The sequence below is a fragment of the Oceanicella sp. SM1341 genome (genome assembly GCF_003448965.1).
In the GTDB taxonomy this organism is placed as follows: Bacteria; Pseudomonadota; Alphaproteobacteria; order Rhodobacterales; family Rhodobacteraceae; genus Paroceanicella.
Map to the genome: position 1 here is coordinate 137,823 of NZ_QRGC01000011.1, position 17,112 is coordinate 154,934.

Annotated in this window: 8 protein-coding genes; all 8 read right to left on the reverse strand. The window is 73.9% G+C overall.

The annotated features are described in order from the left end of the window. Positions 1 to 194: 194 nt before the first annotated feature. From otsB to D3P35_RS12375, 8 genes are read right to left on the reverse strand one after another with little or no spacing between them, the layout of a single operon-like run. Positions 195 to 956 carry a trehalose-phosphatase gene (otsB, locus tag D3P35_RS12340; RefSeq protein WP_118135037.1) on the reverse strand — a complete coding sequence of 254 codons (762 nt, stop codon included), beginning with the start codon at positions 954 to 956 and terminating at the stop codon, positions 195 to 197. Further along, the gene (treY, locus tag D3P35_RS12345; protein ID WP_118135038.1) at positions 949 to 3,528 is read right to left on the reverse strand and encodes a malto-oligosyltrehalose synthase; all 2,580 of its coding nucleotides are present in this window, start codon (positions 3,526 to 3,528) and stop codon (positions 949 to 951) included. The genes otsB and treY overlap by 8 nt, the downstream gene beginning before the upstream one ends. Further along, positions 3,525 to 5,582 carry a 4-alpha-glucanotransferase gene (gene malQ, locus D3P35_RS12350; protein WP_118135039.1) on the reverse strand — a complete coding sequence of 686 codons (2,058 nt, stop codon included), beginning with the start codon at positions 5,580 to 5,582 and terminating at the stop codon, positions 3,525 to 3,527. The genes treY and malQ overlap by 4 nt, the downstream gene beginning before the upstream one ends. Further along, entirely contained in the window at positions 5,579 to 7,318 is a 1,740-nt protein-coding gene (gene treZ, locus D3P35_RS12355) for a malto-oligosyltrehalose trehalohydrolase (RefSeq protein ID WP_118135040.1), read from the reverse strand. Before treZ ends, malQ begins: the two co-directional genes overlap by 4 nt. Beyond that, complete coding sequence (gene glgX / locus D3P35_RS12360; RefSeq protein ID WP_118135041.1) at positions 7,315 to 9,414, reverse strand: glycogen debranching protein GlgX; 2,100 nt, start codon at positions 9,412 to 9,414, stop codon at positions 7,315 to 7,317. The genes treZ and glgX overlap by 4 nt, the downstream gene beginning before the upstream one ends. Further along, positions 9,411 to 11,633: a 1,4-alpha-glucan branching protein GlgB gene (glgB, locus tag D3P35_RS12365; RefSeq protein WP_232830485.1), complete on the reverse strand. Its 2,223-nt coding sequence runs from the start codon at positions 11,631 to 11,633 to the stop codon at positions 9,411 to 9,413. Before glgB ends, glgX begins: the two co-directional genes overlap by 4 nt. Positions 11,634 to 11,638: 5 nt before the next feature. After that, positions 11,639 to 14,848, reverse strand: coding sequence for a maltose alpha-D-glucosyltransferase (gene treS / locus D3P35_RS12370; RefSeq protein WP_232830483.1), 3,210 nt, complete (start codon positions 14,846 to 14,848; stop codon positions 11,639 to 11,641). Continuing rightward, entirely contained in the window at positions 14,841 to 16,874 is a 2,034-nt protein-coding gene (locus D3P35_RS12375; protein ID WP_118135049.1) for an alpha-1,4-glucan--maltose-1-phosphate maltosyltransferase, read from the reverse strand. The genes treS and D3P35_RS12375 overlap by 8 nt, the downstream gene beginning before the upstream one ends. Between the last annotated feature and the right edge of the window lie 238 nt (positions 16,875 to 17,112).

The window sequence follows — 17,112 nt, forward strand, 5'->3', positions numbered from 1 at the left end:
GGCCCCTCGCCCGAAACCGCGCAGCGGAGCGGAGAGGGGCCCCGGGGCCCGTCCGCATGCGCGGGCCGCCCGCCTCGGGGCCGCATCGCGCGGCCCGGGCCCGTGGCCAGCCGGGGCGGGAGCCGCTCCCGACGCCATCACCGGCCGTCGAAGGCCCTTGCCCGCCCCTGGGGCGAAGCCCGCGCGGCCTGCGCTCAGGCGTGGTGGGGCAGGGCCGCCGCCAGCCAGCCCAGCAGGGCGGCCGGGCTGTCGACGCGCCATTCCGCCGCCGTCTCCGCCACCGTGCCGACATGCACCGAGATGCCGCCCCGCGCCCGGACCCAGGCCAGCGCGGGCTCGTCGGTCACGTCGTCGCCGGCGAACACCGGCACCCGGCCGCGGAAGGGCGGACGCTCCATCAGCGCCGCCACCGCCCGGTCCTTCGAGACGCCGGCGGGGTGGATCTCCCAGGCCATCTTCGCCTGTTGCAGGGCAAAGCCCGGGTGGGCGGCCACCACCGCCTCGGCCGCGGCGCGGGCCTCCTCGGCGAGGCCGGGGTCGGCGCGGTAGTGGATCACCGCGCCGGCGGGCTTGTCCTCGCAGAGATAGGCCGCCCGGGTTTCGGCCAGGGCATGCAGGGCGGCGCGCACCGGCGCGGCATCGGGGAAGGCGGAGGCCTCCCCGGCGATCTCCGGCGGCCAGATCTCCGAGCCGTGCGAGCCCACGATCACCCCGCGGTGCCCGGGCAGGAAGCCTTGCAGGTCCGCCAGCCGCCGGCCGGAGACCAGCGCCAGCGCCCCGCCCGCCGCCTCTCCAAGGGCGGCGAGCAGGGTCGGCAGCGTTCCGGGCACCTCGATCGCGTCCGGCCGCTCGGCGATCTCCACCAGCGTGCCGTCGAAATCGAGGAAGATCGCCTGGCCGGCCGGCGAGAGGACGGGCGGCAGCGTGGCGGTGGCGGAGAGGGTATCGTCAGGCATCGTCGGCCTCCGGTCCGGTGATCAGGATGGCGAGCGGCATGTCCCGCCCGGCGAAAAGCCGCGCGAGGCTGCCACGCGCGAGCGTGGCCGCCGCCGGCACGCCCAGCGGCGCGGCGGCGACGTCCCGGCAGGGCGCGGTGGCGATGGCCTCGGGCAGGCGCAGCACCGTGCCGTCCCAGAAGGAGGCGCCGGGCAGGCCCGGGCCGCCGAAGCGCAGGCCGGCGGCGCAGACGAGCCGCGTCTCGCCGGCGCTGCGCATCCAGCCGATCACATGGCCCGCCGCCGGGCCCTCGGCCTGCAGCCCCTCCCAGGGGCCGGTGAACAGCGCGGGATGGCTGCGGCGCAGCTCCAGCAGCCGGCGCAGCAGCGCCTGCTTCACGCAGGCGTCGTCGGCGAGCGTGGCCCGGAGCGCGTCGAAATCCACCGGGCGGCGGTTGTCGGGGTCGACCAGCGAGAAATCCCCGCCCTCGCTGCCCTGGTAGGTGTCCGGCACCCCGGGCGCGGTGAGGCGCAGCGCGAGCTGCGAGAGGGCGTTGAGCCGCGCCGGCGCCTCGATGCGCGCCATCCACTCCGCCAGCCGGTCACGCAGGGTGCGGCCGCCAGGCTCGAGCAGGGCATGGCCGACGAGCCCGGTCAGCCGGGCCTCGTAGCCCTCGTCCGGCGCGGTCCAGGACGAGCGCAGCTTCGCCTCGCGCAGCGCCTTCACCGCCCAGGCCGAGAGCCGGTCGCCGAAAGCCTCGCGCGAGGGCCGCGAGGCGCTCTCCAGCCCCTCGGGCCAGGCGCCGACGAGCCCCTGCAGCAGCATCGCGAGGTCGCCGCCGTCCACCCCCTCGGCCGCGTCGCCCAGCAGCGCGGTGCAGGCCGCCATCTCCGCGATCCAGTCCTGCGGGGCGGCGGAGAGCACGGCGAGCCGGGCGCGGGCATCCTCGCCGCGCTTGTGGTCATGCGTGGCGGTGGCGAGCATCGTGTGCGGGAAGCGCGTCTGCATGCCGGCCATCCGGGCGTGGAAGCTCTCCACCGGCAGAGAGAAGCACTCGGGGTCGAAGCCCACGTCGTTGCGCGACAGCAGGGGACCGTGGCGGTAGAAGGCGGTGTCCTCCACCGCCTTCGCCGCGATGGGCGCGGAGAGCTGCTGGAAGCGGCGCACCGCCTCGGCCACACGGCCCGCGGCCCCGGGGCCGGTGCCCGCGAGCCAGGCGAGCACGAGGTCGATCACCTCCGCCTCGCCGGGGGCCGCCTCGGGCAGCGCGCGGGCGCGCGCCCGGGCGCGGATCTCCGCATCGCCCTCCGGCGCGGCGCCGCCGGTGCCGTAGGTGCGGTAGACCGGGAAGGTCTCGAGCAGGGCGCGCAGGGCCCGTTCGAGCATGCCGCGGGTGAGATGGGCGGTGGCTTCCGTCTCGGCGGCGAGGCGCTCGAAGGCGTCGAGCGTGGCCCCGAACTGGGCGCCGAACTCCCAGGCCAGCATCTGGCGGCGGGCGCGCAGCTCCTCCGGGGCGAAATGCGCGTGCCGGCCGGAGGCGGCGGCCCAGGCGCGTGCCAGCGGCGCCGCCCCCTCCGGCGCGTGCTGCAGGGCGGAGACCGCGTCCATGAAGTCGTAGCCGGTGGTGCCGTCCGTCTCCCAGTCGCGCGCGAGCTGCTCGCCGGGGCCGAGGATCTTCTCCACCACGAGCCAGGCCGGGCCGGGCAGCGCATGGGCCGGGCGGTCGGCGGCGCGGGCGTCGAGGGCGGCGCGCAGGCGGCGGCAGTAGCCGGCGGGGTCGGTGAGCCCGTCGACATGGTCGACGCGCAAGCCGTCGATCACCCCCTCGCCGTAGAGCGCCAGCGGCAGGGCGTGGACGGCCTCGAACACCGCTTCCTCCTCGATGCGCAGGCCCGCGAGATCGGTGATGGAGAAGAAGCGCCGCCAGTTCAGCAGGTCGTGCCCGGCCCGCCACCAGGCCAGCAGCCAGTGCTGGCGGGCGAGCAGGGCCTCCAGCGCCTCGCGGCCGACGGGGGTTCCGGGGTCGAGGGCGGAGAGCCCCTCGGGACCTGCCTCCGCCAGCGCCGCGCAATCGGCCGGGCGCAGCGGCAGCCAGTGCGCGCCATGCGCCACCACGCCGTAGCCGCCGGGCAGGCCGGGCGCCAGCATCACCCGGATCTCGCCCGCCGCCAGCGCCTGCGTCAGCGGCGTGCCGAGCAGCGGCAGCAGCAGCCGGCCGCCGTGGCGCGACCAGTCCACGTCGAAGGCCGCGGCATGGGCGCTCTGCGGCCCGTGGGCCAGCAGGTCGGCCCACCAGGGCGTGTCGGCGCCGATGCCGATATGGTTCGGCACGATGTCGAGGATCAGGCCCATGCCCCGCTCGCCGAGCGCGGCGGAGAGGGCGCGCAGCGCGGGCTCGCCGCCGAGCTCGGGGTTCACCCGCGTGGGGTCGGCCACGTCGTAGCCGTGGGTGGAGCCGGGGCGCGCCGCGGTGAGCGGCGAGGCATAGACATGGCTCACCCCCAGCGCGTCGAGATAGGGCACGATGCGGCGGGCATCGTTGAGGGTGAAACCGGGGTGGAACTGCAGCCGGTAGGTGGCACGGGGGATCATCTGTGGCGGGGTCCTTCCTGGGACGGATCGGATGCCGGCGGCGCCTCGGGCGGGGGGGCTTCGCGGGCGGCGGCGATGCGCGCGAGCCGTGCCTCCACCGCCGGGTCCTCGAGCCTGGCGGGGGTGTCGGCGGGCAGGCGGCGGCGCCAGTTGGGATGGGCGTCGGTGGTGCCGGGCAGGTTGGGCTGCTCGGGCAGGCCGAACAGGTCCTCCGCCGGCAGCAGCGTCGCGACACAGGCGGCCGAGGACACATGCGCGAGCCCGGCATCGACCACGGGCGCGGTCTGCGCCGGGTCCGGCTCCGGGCCGGACGCCGCGCCGCTGGCGCAGAACGCCTGCCACAGTCGGCTGCGCTCCCGCGCGCGCAGGGCGCGGTGGGCGGGCTCGGTGGCCGCCGGGGCGCCGCGGCCGAGCCGCCAGGTCCAGTCGATGTCGCGCCCGCTCCACCAGCCGGCGAGGGTGGGGGTGTCATGGGTGCCGCTCATCGCCAGCGCGCCGGGGTCCCAGGCACCGGGAGGCGTGAAGGCGCCGAGGCTGTCGCGCTCGAACCAGAGCACGCGCATGCCCATCAGCCCGGCGGCGTCGAGCTCCTCGCGCAGGCCCTCGGGCACGGTGCCCAGGTCCTCGCCCACCACGATTGCCCCGGCGCGCTCCGCCTCCAGCGCAGCCAGGCGCAGCATGGCCTGCTGGGGGAAGGCGAGGTAGGCGCCCTCGGCCGAAGGCGCCCCGCGCGGGATCACCCAGAGCCGGCGCAGGCCGAGGATGTGGTCGATGCGCAGCCCGCCACAGTGGCGCAGGCTGGCGCGCAGCGTGTCGCGCCAGGCGCGGAAGCCGGTGCGGCGCAGGGCGCGGGGGTCGAAGCCGGTGAGGCCCCAGTCCTGCCCGTCGGGGCCGAGCGGGTCCGGCGGCGCGCCGACGGAGAGGCCGGTGAGCAGCTCGTCGGGGCGCGACCAGGCATGGCTGCCGCCCGCCTCCGTGCCCACCGCGAGATCGGCCACCAGCCCCACGCCCATGCCGCCGGCCACCGCGGCGGCCTGCGCCTCGGCCAGCCCGCGCTCGGCCAGCCATTGCAGGTAGATGTTGAAGGCGATCTCCGGCTCCGCCTGGCCGCGGAAGGCGCGCACGTCGGGGCCGCGGGGGTCGTGATACTCTTCCGGCCAGTCCGGCCAGCCGGAGGTTCCGGGGAAGCGGGCGTGCAAGGCGTCGAAGGTGGCGTGCAGCACCAGCTCCTCGCCGCGCTCGCGCGCGTAGTCCTCCAGCGCGGGGGCAAGGGCGCCGCGGCTGCGCTCGAACTCCGCGCGCAGGGCGGCGCGGCGAGCCGGCAGGGCGGCTTCCCAGTCGATGAAATCGCCCGGCCGGGGCGGCATCGGCTCCAGCCCGGCCAGCCCGGGGTCGGCCAGGGCGGTGTTCAGGAACAGCCGGCTGGAGGGCGCGTAGGGGCTGAAGCGCCCGGCATCGGCCGGGAACAGCGCGTGCACCGGGCTGATCGCCAGCATGTCCGCGCCGCGGCCGGCCAGCGCGGAGGCAAAGCGGGCGAGGGCACCGAAATCGCCGTAATCCGGCGCGCCGGGGTCGCGCAGCGCGGGGATCTGCACCGCGAGCCCCCAGCTGCGCGCCCGGGCGCCGAGCGCCCGGGGCGTCGGGCAGCGGGGCGGGCAGACGGCGATTTCCACCGCGGTTCCGTCCGCCAGCTCGAGCCGGTGATAGCCGGTCTCCTCGATCGGGGGCAGGGCGGGGGCCGGGCCGCCCTCGAAGGTGATCTCGTGGCGCGCGCCGCTCTCGAGCGTGAGCAGGGCCCGGCCCTCGAGCCCGCCGCGGCCCTCCAGCACCACGGGCTGCCCGGCCTCGCCGATGGCGAGGGGGGCGGGGCGCGCGACCTCCTCGTGCAGGGCGCGCAGGCTGTCGGCGCGCTCCGCATCCGAGCCCGCGGCGAGGCCGAGGGCGCCGACCACGCCGGCGAGGGCCTCGGGGCTCACCTCCTGGTCCTCGCCATGGGCGTCGCGCCAGGTGGTGGCGAGGCCGGTTGCCGCGGCCAGCTCCGCGACCCCGGTCATGACGCGCCCAGCCACACGGTGCAGCCCGGCCCGCGCAGCGGGTCGCCCTCCCGGAAGAGGGGGTCGCCGGGCGGGCAGGCGATGTCGCCCGCGCCCGCGGGGTCGAGCGAGAGCAGGATGTCGAGCCGCGCGCCGTCGCCCATCCGCCAGGCGGCCATCACGCCGCGGGGGCCCGTGGCCTCGGCGCCGAGGGCGCGGGCGCCGGGCAGGCGCGGCACGATCTCGGCGGCGCGCAGGTCGAGCAGGGCGCGCCACAGCGCCTCCCAGGCCGCGGCCTCCGGGCCCGGGGCGGGGCGGCTGCGCGCGAAGGTCTCGGCCGCGTTGGGGTCGGGGATGCGGGCGCGGGCCTCGGGGTTTGCGAAGGCGGGGAAATGCGCGAACTCGCGCCGCCGCCCCTCGCGCACCGCCTCGGCGAGGTCGTCGTGGAAATCGGTGAAGAACTGGAAGGGGGTCACCGCGCCCTGCTCCTCGCCCATGAAGAGCATCGGGATGGCGGGCATCAGCGCCAGCAGCACGGTGGCGGCGCGCAGGGGGCCGGGGGCCGCGAGGGTGATCAGCCGGTCGCCCATGGCGCGGTTGCCGGTCTGGTCGTGGTTCTGCAGGAAGTTCACGAAGGCGGTGGGCGGCAGGTGGGCGGAGGCATGGCCGCGCACCCGGCCGCGCGGCGTGGTCTCGCCCTGCCACACGAACCCCTCGGCGAGGCAGCGCGCCAGCCGGCGGGCCGGCGCCTCGGCGAAATCGGCGTAGTAGCCGTCGGTCTCGCCGGTGAGGAGCACGTGCATGGTGTTGTGGAAATCGTCGTTCCACTGGGCGTCGAAGCCGGCCTCCAGCCGGGGCGCATCGTTCTCCTCGTTCTCGAGCACGAGGTGCACGCGGCGGCCGGGCAGGGCGGCGCGGATGTCGGCGGCCATGCGGTCGAGGAAGGCGGGGTTGGCGATGGCGTGCACCGCGTCGAAGCGCAGCCCGTCGATGCCGTATTCCCCCAGCCACATCAGCGCGTTCTCGGTGAAGAAGGCCGCCACCTCGGGGCGCGAGACCGCGACGGCGCCGCCCCAGGGCGTGTCGACGCGGCTGTCGAAGAACTCCGGCGCGTAGGCGTTGAGGAAGTTCCCGTCCGGTCCGAAATGGTTGTAGACCACGTCGAGGAACACCATCAGCCCCTCGCGATGCGCCGCCGCCACCAGGGCGTGCAGGGCCTCGGGGGGGCCGTAGGCCTCGGCGGGCGCGAAGGGCAGCACGCCGTCATAGCCCCAGTTGCGGCTGCCGGAGAAGGCGTTCACCGGCATGATCTCCAGCGCGGTTATCCCCAGGGCGCGCAGGCGAGGCAGCTCGGCCGCGAGGCCGTCGAACCCGCCGTAGACGCCGGCATGCGCCTCCCAGAGCACCGTCTCCTCCCAGGGGCGACCGGGCCAGCCGGGCGCGGGCGAAAGCGGCGCGCGCAGCACCGACCAGCCGTGCACCCCGCCCGACTGGGCGCGGGAGGCGGGGTCGGGCACTTCGGTGCCGTCGGGCAGAACGAAGCGGTAGCGCGCGCCGGGGGCGGCCTCGGTCTCGAGCGTGAACCAGCCGCCGGGGGCGGGGCGCATCGGCTCGGGCTCCGCCCCCTCCAGCAGCAGCGAGAGCGTGTCGCAGGCCGGGGCCCAGAGGCGGAACAGCGCCCGGCCGGGGCCGGTGACCAGCGGGCCCCAGAGCGGCTCGGGCGCCTCCGGCAGGCTGCGGGGGGTGGCCTGGCTCATGACGGGGCCTCGCTGCCGCAGATGATGGCGGCGGACTGGGGTTGCAGGGTGTAGCGGGCCCCGATCTCGCGCTCGGGCGCCTCGGGCTCGGCGCTGTCGACCAGCAGCAGGTGGGTCTCGCCCGGCGGCGGCAGCTGCACCTCGCGCTCGGTGTCGGCGGCGTTGAGCAGCAGGGTGATCGCCACCACCTCGCCCTCGGCCGTGCGCAGGGCCCGGCGCATCACCAGGCAGCGCTCCTCGGGGTTGTCCCAGCTCTCCGGGCCGGTGCGTTCGCCGGAGGCGTCGAACCACTCGAGGTCGGAGACATGCTCGGCCGGCTGCTCCTGCCCGTAGAGGTAGCGCGGCGAGCGCAGGCTCTCGTAGCGCGCCCGCAGGGCGGCGAGCCGGCCGGTGAAGGCGATGAGCGCGGCGCCCTCGGGGCTGCGCGCCTGCTCCCAGTCGAACCAGCTCAGCTCGTTGTCCTGGCAATAGGCGTTGTTGTTGCCGTGCTGCGTGCGGCCGAACTCGTCGCCCCCCAGCAGCATGGGCGTGCCCATGGCGGCGAAGAGGCTGGTGAGCATGGCGCGCTGCACGCGGCCGCGGGTTTCCAGCACGGCGGGATCGTCGGTCTCGCCCTCGGCACCCCAGTTGCGCGACAGGTTGTGGCCGTGGCCGTCGTTGTTGTCCTCGCCGTTGGCCTCGTTGTGGCGGTGCTCGTAGGCGGTGAGATCGGCGAGGGTGAAGCCGTCATGCGAGGCGAGGAAGTTCACCGAGGCCCAGGGCCTGCGGGCGCGGCGGTCGAAGAGGTCACCCGAGCCGGAAAGGCGGGCGGCGAGCTCGCCCCGGCGACCGGGGTCGCCGCGCCAGTAGCTGCGCAGCGTGTCGCGGAAGCGGTCGTTCCACTCGGCGAAGCCGGGCGGGTGATGGCCCAGCTGGTAGCCGCCCGGCCCGATGTCCCAGGGCTCGGAGATCAGCTTCAGGCGCTGCAGGACGGGGTCCTGGCGCACGACGTGGAAGAAGGCGTGGCCGGGGTCGAAGCCCGCGTCGGTGCGGCCCAGCACGGTGCCGAGGTCGAAGCGGAAGCCGTCGATGCCGTAGGAAGTGGCCCAGTAGCGCAGCGAATCCGCCACCATCTGCACGGTGCGCGAATGGCTCATGTTCAGCGTGTTGCCGGTGCCGGTGTCGTTCACGCAGTGGCGCGGCGCGTCGGCCACCAGGCGGTAGTAGCTCGCGTTGTCGAGCCCGCGCCAGGACAGGGTGGGGCCCAGCTCGGAGCCCTCGGCGGTGTGGTTGTAGACCACGTCGAGGATCACCTCGATGCCTGCCGCGTGCAGCCGGCGCACGGCGTAGCGGAACTCGTCGCGCGTGGCGGAGGCGAAGTAGCGCGGCTCGGGGGTGAAGAAGTTGAGCGTGTTGTAGCCCCAGTAGTTCGACAGGCCCTTCTCGAGCAGGAAGCGGTCCTGCGCGTAGGCGTGCACGGGCAAGAGCTCCAGCGCGGTGACGCCGAGCGAGAGCAGGTGGTCGATTACCGCGGGGTGGGAGAGGGCGGCGAAGGTGCCGCGCTCGGGCAGGTCGACCTGGTCGAAGAGCATGGTGAGGCCGCGGGGGTGGGCCTCGTAGATCACCGTGCGCGACCAGGGCGTGCGGGGCCGCACGTCCTGCGACCAGTCGAAATGCTCGGCCGTCACCACGCTCTTGGGCAGGAAGGGCGCGCTGTCGCGCCGGTCAAGGCTGAGGTCGGCGCGGCGCGAGCGCACCGAGTAGCCGTGCAGCGCGTCCGACCAGCGCAGGGGCCCATGGAGCCCGCGGGCATAGGGGTCGATCAGCAGCTTCGCGGGGTTGAAGCGGTGGCCCTCCTCCGGGCGGTAGGGGCCGTGGGCGCGCAGCCCGTAGAGCAGGCCCGGCCGGGCGTCCGGCAGGTAGCCGTGCCAAACCTCGTCGGTCCATTCCGGCAGGGTGTAGCGGGCGATCTCGCGGCGGCCGGTGGGGTCGTAGAGGCACAGCTCTATCCGGTCGGCATTGGCGGAGAACACCGCGAAATTCACCCCCAGCCCGTCGAAGGACGCACCGAGGGGATAGGCCGAGCCGGGCTCGAGCGTGTCCGGAAATCGCGTCAAGATGCGTCATCCTCGTGGGTGAAGACCACCGCGGCGAGCGGCGGAAGGGTGAGGGAGAGGCTGTGGGGCCGGCCATGCGCGGGCTCGGGCGCTGTCTCCGCCCCGCCGCCATTGCCGAGATTGGAGCCGCCGAAGGCCGCGGCATCGGTGTTGAGCACCTCGCGCCAGCGCCCGGCGCGCGGCACGCCGATGCGGTAGGCTTCCTGCGGGGTGGGGGTCATGTTGAGCACCACCAGCGCGGGGGGGTCGTCCGGCCCGCCGTGGCGGGTCCAGGCGAAGACGCTGTTTTCGCGGTCATCCCCCACCACCCAGGCGAAACCGTCGGGGCGGGTGTCGTGGCGGTGCAGCGCCGGGTTCTCGCGCATCAGGGTGTTGAGGGCGCGCACCAGGCCCTGGATGCCGGCATGGCCGGGGTCGGAGAGCAGGTCCCAGGGCAGGTCGGCGTCATGGTTCCACTCGCCGGGCTGGCCCAGCTCCTGGCCCATGAACAGCAGCTTCTTGCCCGGGTGCGTCCACATGAAGGCGAGATAGGCGCGCAGGCCGGCGCGCTTGCGCCAGTCATCCCCCGGCATGCGGCCGAAGAGCGAGCCCTTGCCGTAGACCACCTCGTCATGGCTGATCGGCAGCACGAAAGCCTCGGAGAAGGCGTAGACGAGGCCGAAGGTCAGCTCGTCATGGTGCCAGCGCCGGTGCACCGGGTCACGGCCCGCGTAGAGCAGCGTGTCGTGCATCCAGCCCATGTTCCACTTGTAGTCGAAGCCGAGGCCCCCCTCGGTGACCGGGGCGGTGACACCCGGCCAGGCCGTGCTCTCCTCCGCGATGGTGACGGCGCCGGGCGCGTGCTCGGCCACCAGGGTGGAGAGACTGCGGAAGAAGGAGACGGTCTCGAGGTTCTCCCGCCCGCCGTAGACATTGGGCACCCACTCGTCGTGCTTGCGCGAGTAGTCGCGGTAGAGCATCGAGGCGACCGCATCCACGCGCAGCCCGTCGACGTGGTATTCCTTCAGCCACCAGATGGCGGAGGCGAGCAGGAAGCCCGACACCTCGCGCCGGCCGAGATTGTAGATGTAGGTGTTCCAGTCGTGGTGGAAGCCCTCGCGCGGGTCGCCGTGCTCGTAGAGCGGCGTGCCGTCGAAACGGGCGAGGCCGTGGGGGTCGGTGGGGAAGTGGCCGGGCACCCAGTCGAGGATCACGCCCAGCCCCGCGCGATGCGCGGCGTTCACGAAGCGCGCGAAGCCCTCCGGGCTGCCGTGGCGGGCGGTGGGGGCGAACTGCGACAGCGGCTGGTAGCCCCAGGAGCCGCCGAACGGGTGTTCCATCACCGGCATCAGCTCGAGATGGGTGAAGCCCATGAGGGCGGCATAGGGCACCAGGCGCTCGGCCAGCCCGTCCCAGTCATGGACCGCGTGCGGACCGGGGCCGGGGCGCAGCCAGGAGGCGGAATGCACCTCGTAGACCGACATCGGCGCGTCCTTCGCCGCGCGCGCGGCGCGGGTCTTCATCCAGGCCTCGTCGGACCAGTCGAAATCCGGCGGAGCGGCGACCACGGAGGCCGTGGCGGGCGGGCGCTCGGTGGCGCGGGCCAGGGGGTCGGCCTTGTCGAACACGCCGCCGCCCGCACCGCGGAGCTGGAACTTGTAGCGCGTGCCGGGGCCGAGCCGGGGCACGAACAGCTCCCACACGCCCGCGTCATGGCGCAGGCGCATCGGGTGGCGGCGGCCGTCCCAGCCGTTGAAATCGCCGATCACCGAGACCATCCGCGCGTTCGGCGCCCAGACCGAGAAGCGCGTGCCCTGCACGCCTTCCACCGCCATCGGCACCGCGCCGAACACCCGGCCCATGTCGAAGTGCCGGCCCTCGGCGAAGAGATGCAGGTCGAGGTCGCCCAGCAGCAGGCCGAAGGCGTAGGGGTCTTCCGTCTCCTGAACCACGCCGCCGGGCCAGCGGATGCGCAGCACGTAGGCGCCGGGGCCCTCGGCGGCGGGGGCGGCGATGGCGCCGAAGAACAGCCCGCCGGGGGCCTGTTCGAGCTGGCCGAGGCTGGTGCCGTCGGGGGCTGCCACCTCCACCGCCTCGGCGCCGGGCTGGAAGCTGCGCAGGGCGAGGCGCCCGTCCTCCAGCCGTCGGGGGCCGAAGGCGGCGAAGGGGTTTTCCATCCGCCCGCTCATCGCGTCGGCGGCCAGGGCGCCGACGAGGCCCGCGTCCTCCATGCTCTGCATCGCGCTCATGACACTGTCTCCCCCAGCAGGGCCCGGGCGGCGCCGGCCATGCCGTGAACCGGAATGCGCAGCCATTGCGGGCGGTTGGAGGCCTCGTAACGTACCTCGTAGGCGGCCTTCTCCAGCACGAGAAGGGCGAGCAGGCCGGTGTCGGCAGCCCCCTCCGGCGCGCCGTCGCGGTAGGCGGCGAGGCAGGCGTCGCGCATCCGCTCCTCGAAGGCATCGGCCAGCGTGGCCGGCATGTCCGGGTGGGCGGCGCGCGCGCTCGCCGCGGCATAGCCGAAGGAGCGCAGCAGCCCGGCGAGGTCGCGCAGGCCGAGGTCATGCGCCCGGCGCTCGGCGAGGGTCTTCACCGGCTCGCCCTCGAAGTCGATGAAGGTGACATCGGAGCCGGTCACCAGCACCTGGCCCAGGTGCAGGTCGCCGTGCACGCGGATGGTCTCGCGGCCGCGGGCGGCGCCGGCCACCTCGCCGGCGCGGGCCAGCAGCGCCTCGCGCTGCTCGATCAGCCAGCGCCCGGCCTCGGTGCCGCCCTCGCCGCCGAGATTGGCGCGCTCGATGAGGTCGAGCGCCTCGCCCACCTCGGTGCGGATGCGCGCGGCGAGGGCCTCGGCGGTCTCGGCGTTCATGCGGCGCGGGGCGAAGGCCTCGGGCGCGTCGGGGGCGGCGAGCACGGCGTGCATCTCCGCCAGCCTGCGGCCGAGGGAGGTGGCGAGGCTTTCGGCGCGGGAGAGCTCCTCCTCCGCCTCCGCGTCGCCGGCGGCGCGGGCGATGGCATCGAGGGTCCAGCGCCAGCCGTCGCCCTGGTTGGGCACGAAGCCCTCGACCAGCATCAGCATCGAGCTCTCGCCGCCGGTGTTCTTCTCCACCGTGCCGAGGAAGGGCGGCACATGGGCAAAGCCGCGGGTGCGGAGGTGGCGGATCATCTCCGCCTCCGGGTGCTGGCCGGGCTGCAGCCGGCGCAGCAGCTTGATCACCGCGCGCCCGCCGAGGATGAGCGTGCTGTTGGACTGCTCGGCCGCGATCCACTCCGCCTCCGGCGCCTCCGGCAGATCGAGCGCCTCGGCGGGGTGGAAGCGCAACTCGCCGCCGGGCAGCGGCACCGCGGCACCGTCGCGCAGCCCCGCCACCACCGCATCGGCGAAGGCGGGCATGGCGAAGCCGTCCGTCAGCAGGCCCACGTGCCGGCCGCGCCGCACCCGCGCGAGCGCGAGATTGGGCGCGAAGGGCCCGGCCTCGCCCCCCTCCCAGGCGATGCCGAGGGGCAGGGCGTAGGTCTCCGTCACCGCCTCGGCGCCCTCGCCGGTGGTCACGGCCACCTCGGCATAGAGCAGGTCGGTCGCATCGGGCATCGGCGCGGTGGTGAGCAGCTCGACGCGCGAGATCAGCGCGTCCTTGCCGGCAAACCAGCGGCGGCGGGAGACGTAGTCGGGCAGGATCTCGCGCTCGAACACCTCGAGGTTGCGGCCGCGGGCCACGTCCTCCAGCGCCGGGCGCAGCACGAAGGTGTATTGCTCGGCCTCCGAGGGCGGGGCGGCGGAGGCCCAGTCCGGCGCCTCCGCCTCGGTGGCGAGGCGGAACCAGGAAAAGCCGTAGGGCGGCAGGGTGAGCAGGTAGGGCAGCCGGCCGATGGCGGGAAACGGCGTCTCGCCGGTGAGCTCCACCGGGATGCGGCCGCCGAACTCCGACAGGTCGAGCTCCACCGCCTGCGCGGTGCGACCGAGATTGGCAACGCAGAGGATCACGTCCTCGCCATGCTCGCGCAGGTAGGCGAGCACCCGGCGGTTGCGCGGGCGCAGGAAGCGCTGGGTGCCGCGGCCGAAGGCCTGGCTCTCGCGGCGCACGGCGAGCATGCGGCGCAGCCAGTGCAGCAGCGAATGGCGGTCGAAGACCTGCGCCTCGACGTTCACCGCCTGGAAGCCGTAGACCGGGTCCATGATGGCGGGGAGGGTGAGGACGGCGGGGTCGGCGCGCGAGAAGCCGCCGTTGCGGTCCGGGCTCCACTGCATGGGCGTGCGCACGCCGTCACGGTCGCCCAGATGGATGTTGTCGCCCATGCCGATCTCGTCGCCGTAGTAGAGCACCGGGGTGCCCGGCATGGTGAGCAGCAGCGCGTTCATCAGCTCGATGCGCCGGCGGTCACGCTCCATAAGCGGCGCGAGGCGGCGGCGGATGCCGAGGTTGATGCGCGCCTTGCGGTCGTTCGCGTAGGTGTTCCACAGGTAGTCGCGCTCGGCGTCGGTCACCATCTCCAGCGTCAGCTCGTCATGGTTGCGCAGGAAGATCGCCCATTGGCAGGCCTCCGGGATGTCCGGGGTCTGGCGCATGATGTCGGTGATGGGGAAGCGGTCCTCCTGGGCCACGGCCATGTACATGCGCGGCATCAGGGGGAAGTGGAAGGCCATGTGGCACTCGTCGCCCGCCTCGCCGAAATAGGCCTGGGTGTCCTCGGGCCACATGTTGGCCTCGGCCAGCAGCATGCGGCCGGGGGCGTAGGCGTCGAGATCGGCGCGGATGCGGCGCAGCACCTCGTGGGTTTCGGGCAGGTTCTCGTTCGAGGTGCCCTCGCGCTCGACGAGGTAGGGCACGGCGTCGAGGCGCAGCCCGTCCACGCCCTGGTCGAGCCAGAAATGCATCACGTCGAGCACCTCGGCCATCACGGCGGGGTTGTCGAAGTTCAGGTCCGGCTGGTGGGAGTAGAAACGGTGCCAGAAATAGGCGCCGGCCTCCTCGTCCCAGGTCCAGTTCGACTTCTCGGTGTCGAGGAAGATGATGCGCGTGCCCTCGTAGGCCTTGTCGGTGTCCGACCAGACGTAGAAATCCCGCTCCGGGCTGCCCGGCGGCGCCTTGCGCGCGCGCTGGAACCACTCGTGCTGGTCGGAGGTGTGGTTGATCACGAGCTCGGTGATCACCCGGATGCCCCGCTCGTGCGCGGCGGCCACGAAGGCGCGGAAATCCTCCATCGTGCCGTAGTCCGGGCTCACGTCGCGGTAGTCGGAAATGTCGTAGCCGTCGTCGCGCCGCGGGCTGGGGTAGAAGGGCAGCAGCCAGATGGCGGTGACGCCGAGATCGGCGATGTAGTCGAGCTTCGAGATCAGGCCCGGGAAGTCGCCGATACCGTCGTTGTTGCTGTCCATGAAGGATTTCACGTGCAGCTGGTAGATCAGCGCGTCCTTGTACCAGTGCGGGTCGGCGGCGTGGATGCGCTCAGCCATGAGGTTCGTCTCCCTGCGGCATGACATGCCAGATGCGGTAGGGCTCTTCGGGCGTGAGGGACACGCGCTGGCCCTTTCCGGTGAAGGTGAAGCGGGCGCCGGTGGCGAGATCCTCGGCCGCGAGGCTGCCGTCGTCGGGCAGGCCGAACTCCCAGAGCGGCAGCTCGAAATCGCCCTCCTGGGGGTGGTGCGGGTCGAGCGAGACCATCACGAGGATCATGTCCGAGCCGTCCGGCGCGGGCTTGGCGTAGTAGAGGATGTTGTCGTTGCCCACGTGGTGGAAGCGGGTGTTGAGATGGGTCTGCAGGGCCGGGTGCAGCCGGCGCAGGCGGTTGAGCAGGGTGATGTCGGCGATGATGTTGCCGGGGGCCTGCCAGTCGCGCTGGCGGATCTGGTATTTCTCCGAGTCGAGATATTCCTCGCGCCCCGGCAGCGGTGCCGCCTCGCAGAGCTCGAAGCCCGAGTACACCCCGAACAGCCCCGAGAGCGTGGCCGCCAGCACCGCGCGGATGCGGAAGCCCGGGCGGCCGGAGGTCTGCAGGAAGTAGGGGTTGATGTCCGGCGTGTTCACGAAGAAATGCGGCCGGAAGAACTCCTTCGGCGGGGTGGTGGTGAGCTCGGTGATGTAGTCGGTCAGGCCCTGCTTGTCGTCGCGCCAGGTGAAATAGGTGTAGGACTGGCTGAAACCGGCCTTCGCCAGCGCATACATCACCTTGGGCCGGGTAAAGGCCTCGGAGAGGAAGATCGCCTCCGGGTGGCGGGCGCGGATGTCGCCGATCATCCATTCCCAGAAGGCGAAGGGCTTGGTGTGCGGGTTGTCGACGCGGAAGGTCTTCACCCCCTCGCCGATCCACATCAGCACGATGTCGCGCAGGGTGAGCCAGAGCTCGGGCACCGCGTCCGGGCCGTAGAAGTCCACGTTCACGATGTCCTGGTACTTCTTCGGCGGGTTCTCGGCGTATTTCATCGAGCCGTCGGGCCGCCAGGCGAACCAGCCGGGATGCTGCGAGAGCCAGGGGTGGTCCGGCGCGCACTGGATGGCGAAATCGAGCGCGAGCTCGAGCCCGTGCTCCGCCGCGGCATCGCGCAGGGTGCGGAAATCCTCGATGGTGCCGAGCTCGGGGTGAATGGCGTCATGCCCGCCCTCGGCCGAGCCGATGGCATAGGGGCTGCCGGGGTCGCCGGGCCCGGGGGTGAGCGTGTTGTTCGGCCCCTTGCGGTTTACCCTCCCGATGGGGTGGATGGGCGGGAAGTAGAGCGTGTCGAAGCCCATGTCGCGCACCGCCGCCAGGCGGGGGATCACGTCGAGGAACGTGCCATGGCGGCCGGGCTCGGGGCTCATCGAGCGCGGAAAGAGCTCGTACCAGCTCGCGTAGCGCGCGGCGAGGCGCTCGGCGTCGAGCGGCATGCCGGCCGAGACCGTGCGGTGCGGGCGCGCGCAGGCCGCCGCCATGTCGGGCAGCAGCGCGGGCGCGAGGAGCAGAGCGGTGCGCTCGGCCGCGTCCGCCCCGTCGAGGGCGGTGAGCACGGCGGAAAGGCGGCGGGCAAGCTTGCCGCGCGCGCGGCCCGCGGCCTCCTCCACCAGCCCGCGGCCCTCCATGAGGTCGACCTCGAGCACCACGCCCGCCTCGTGCTTGCGGCCCAGATCGCGGGCGAAGGCGCCGAACGGATCGATCCAGGCCTCGACGCCGAAGACATGCGCGCCCGGTGTCCAGGGGGTGAAGGAAGCGCCCCAGGCGTCGTTGCCGAGCGGCTTCATCGGCACGCGCTCCCAGTCGCGCGCGCCGGCGGGGCGCCAGAGCAGCTCGGCGCCCAGTTTCTCGTGGCCGTCGGCGAAGATGTCGGCGGTCACCTCCACCGGCTCGCCGGCGATGCGCTTCACCGGCACGGTGCCTCCGTCGACCGAAGGCGCGATGGCCTCGATGATCACCCGGTGCTCGTGCGCTGCGGCCTCGCGCACCGCCTCGGCCTCGCGCCGGCGGCTGCGGCGGGGCAGGGCCGGCGCGCCCTCGGGGGGCAGCACCATGAGGCGGCACTCGGCAGGGGCGAGGGGACCATCGCCCTGCTCGTCGGGCAGCAGCGGGCGCGCGCCGGGCGGCAGCGGCGGCGGCGCGGCCTCCGCCTCGGCGTCGGTGTTGAGCAGGATGAGCAGGGCTCCGGCACCGGCCCGGCCCTCGCGGCGCAGGAGGGTGACAGGCGCGCCCTGGGCGGTGAGCGGGCGGGCCTCGCGGGCGAACACGGAGGCCGCCTCGGCGAGGGCGCGC

What these genes read in the sequence shown, in the direction of transcription:
- glgB (WP_232830485.1), bottom strand. Translation starts at nt 11,633, where the DNA reads ATGCAGAGCATGGAGGACGCGGGCCTCGTCGGCGCCCTGGCCGCCGAC.
- malQ (WP_118135039.1), bottom strand. Translation starts at nt 5,582, where the DNA reads ATGACCGGGGTCGCGGAGCTGGCCGCGGCAACCGGCCTCGCCACCACC.
- D3P35_RS12375 (WP_118135049.1), bottom strand. Translation starts at nt 16,874, where the DNA reads ATGGTGCTGCCCCCCGAGGGCGCGCCGGCCCTGCCCCGCCGCAGCCGC.
- otsB (WP_118135037.1), bottom strand. Translation starts at nt 956, where the DNA reads ATGCCTGACGATACCCTCTCCGCCACCGCCACGCTGCCGCCCGTCCTC.
- treZ (WP_118135040.1), bottom strand. Translation starts at nt 7,318, where the DNA reads ATGAGCCAGGCCACCCCCCGCAGCCTGCCGGAGGCGCCCGAGCCGCTC.
- treS (WP_232830483.1), bottom strand. Translation starts at nt 14,848, where the DNA reads ATGGCTGAGCGCATCCACGCCGCCGACCCGCACTGGTACAAGGACGCG.
- treY (WP_118135038.1), bottom strand. Translation starts at nt 3,528, where the DNA reads ATGATCCCCCGTGCCACCTACCGGCTGCAGTTCCACCCCGGTTTCACC.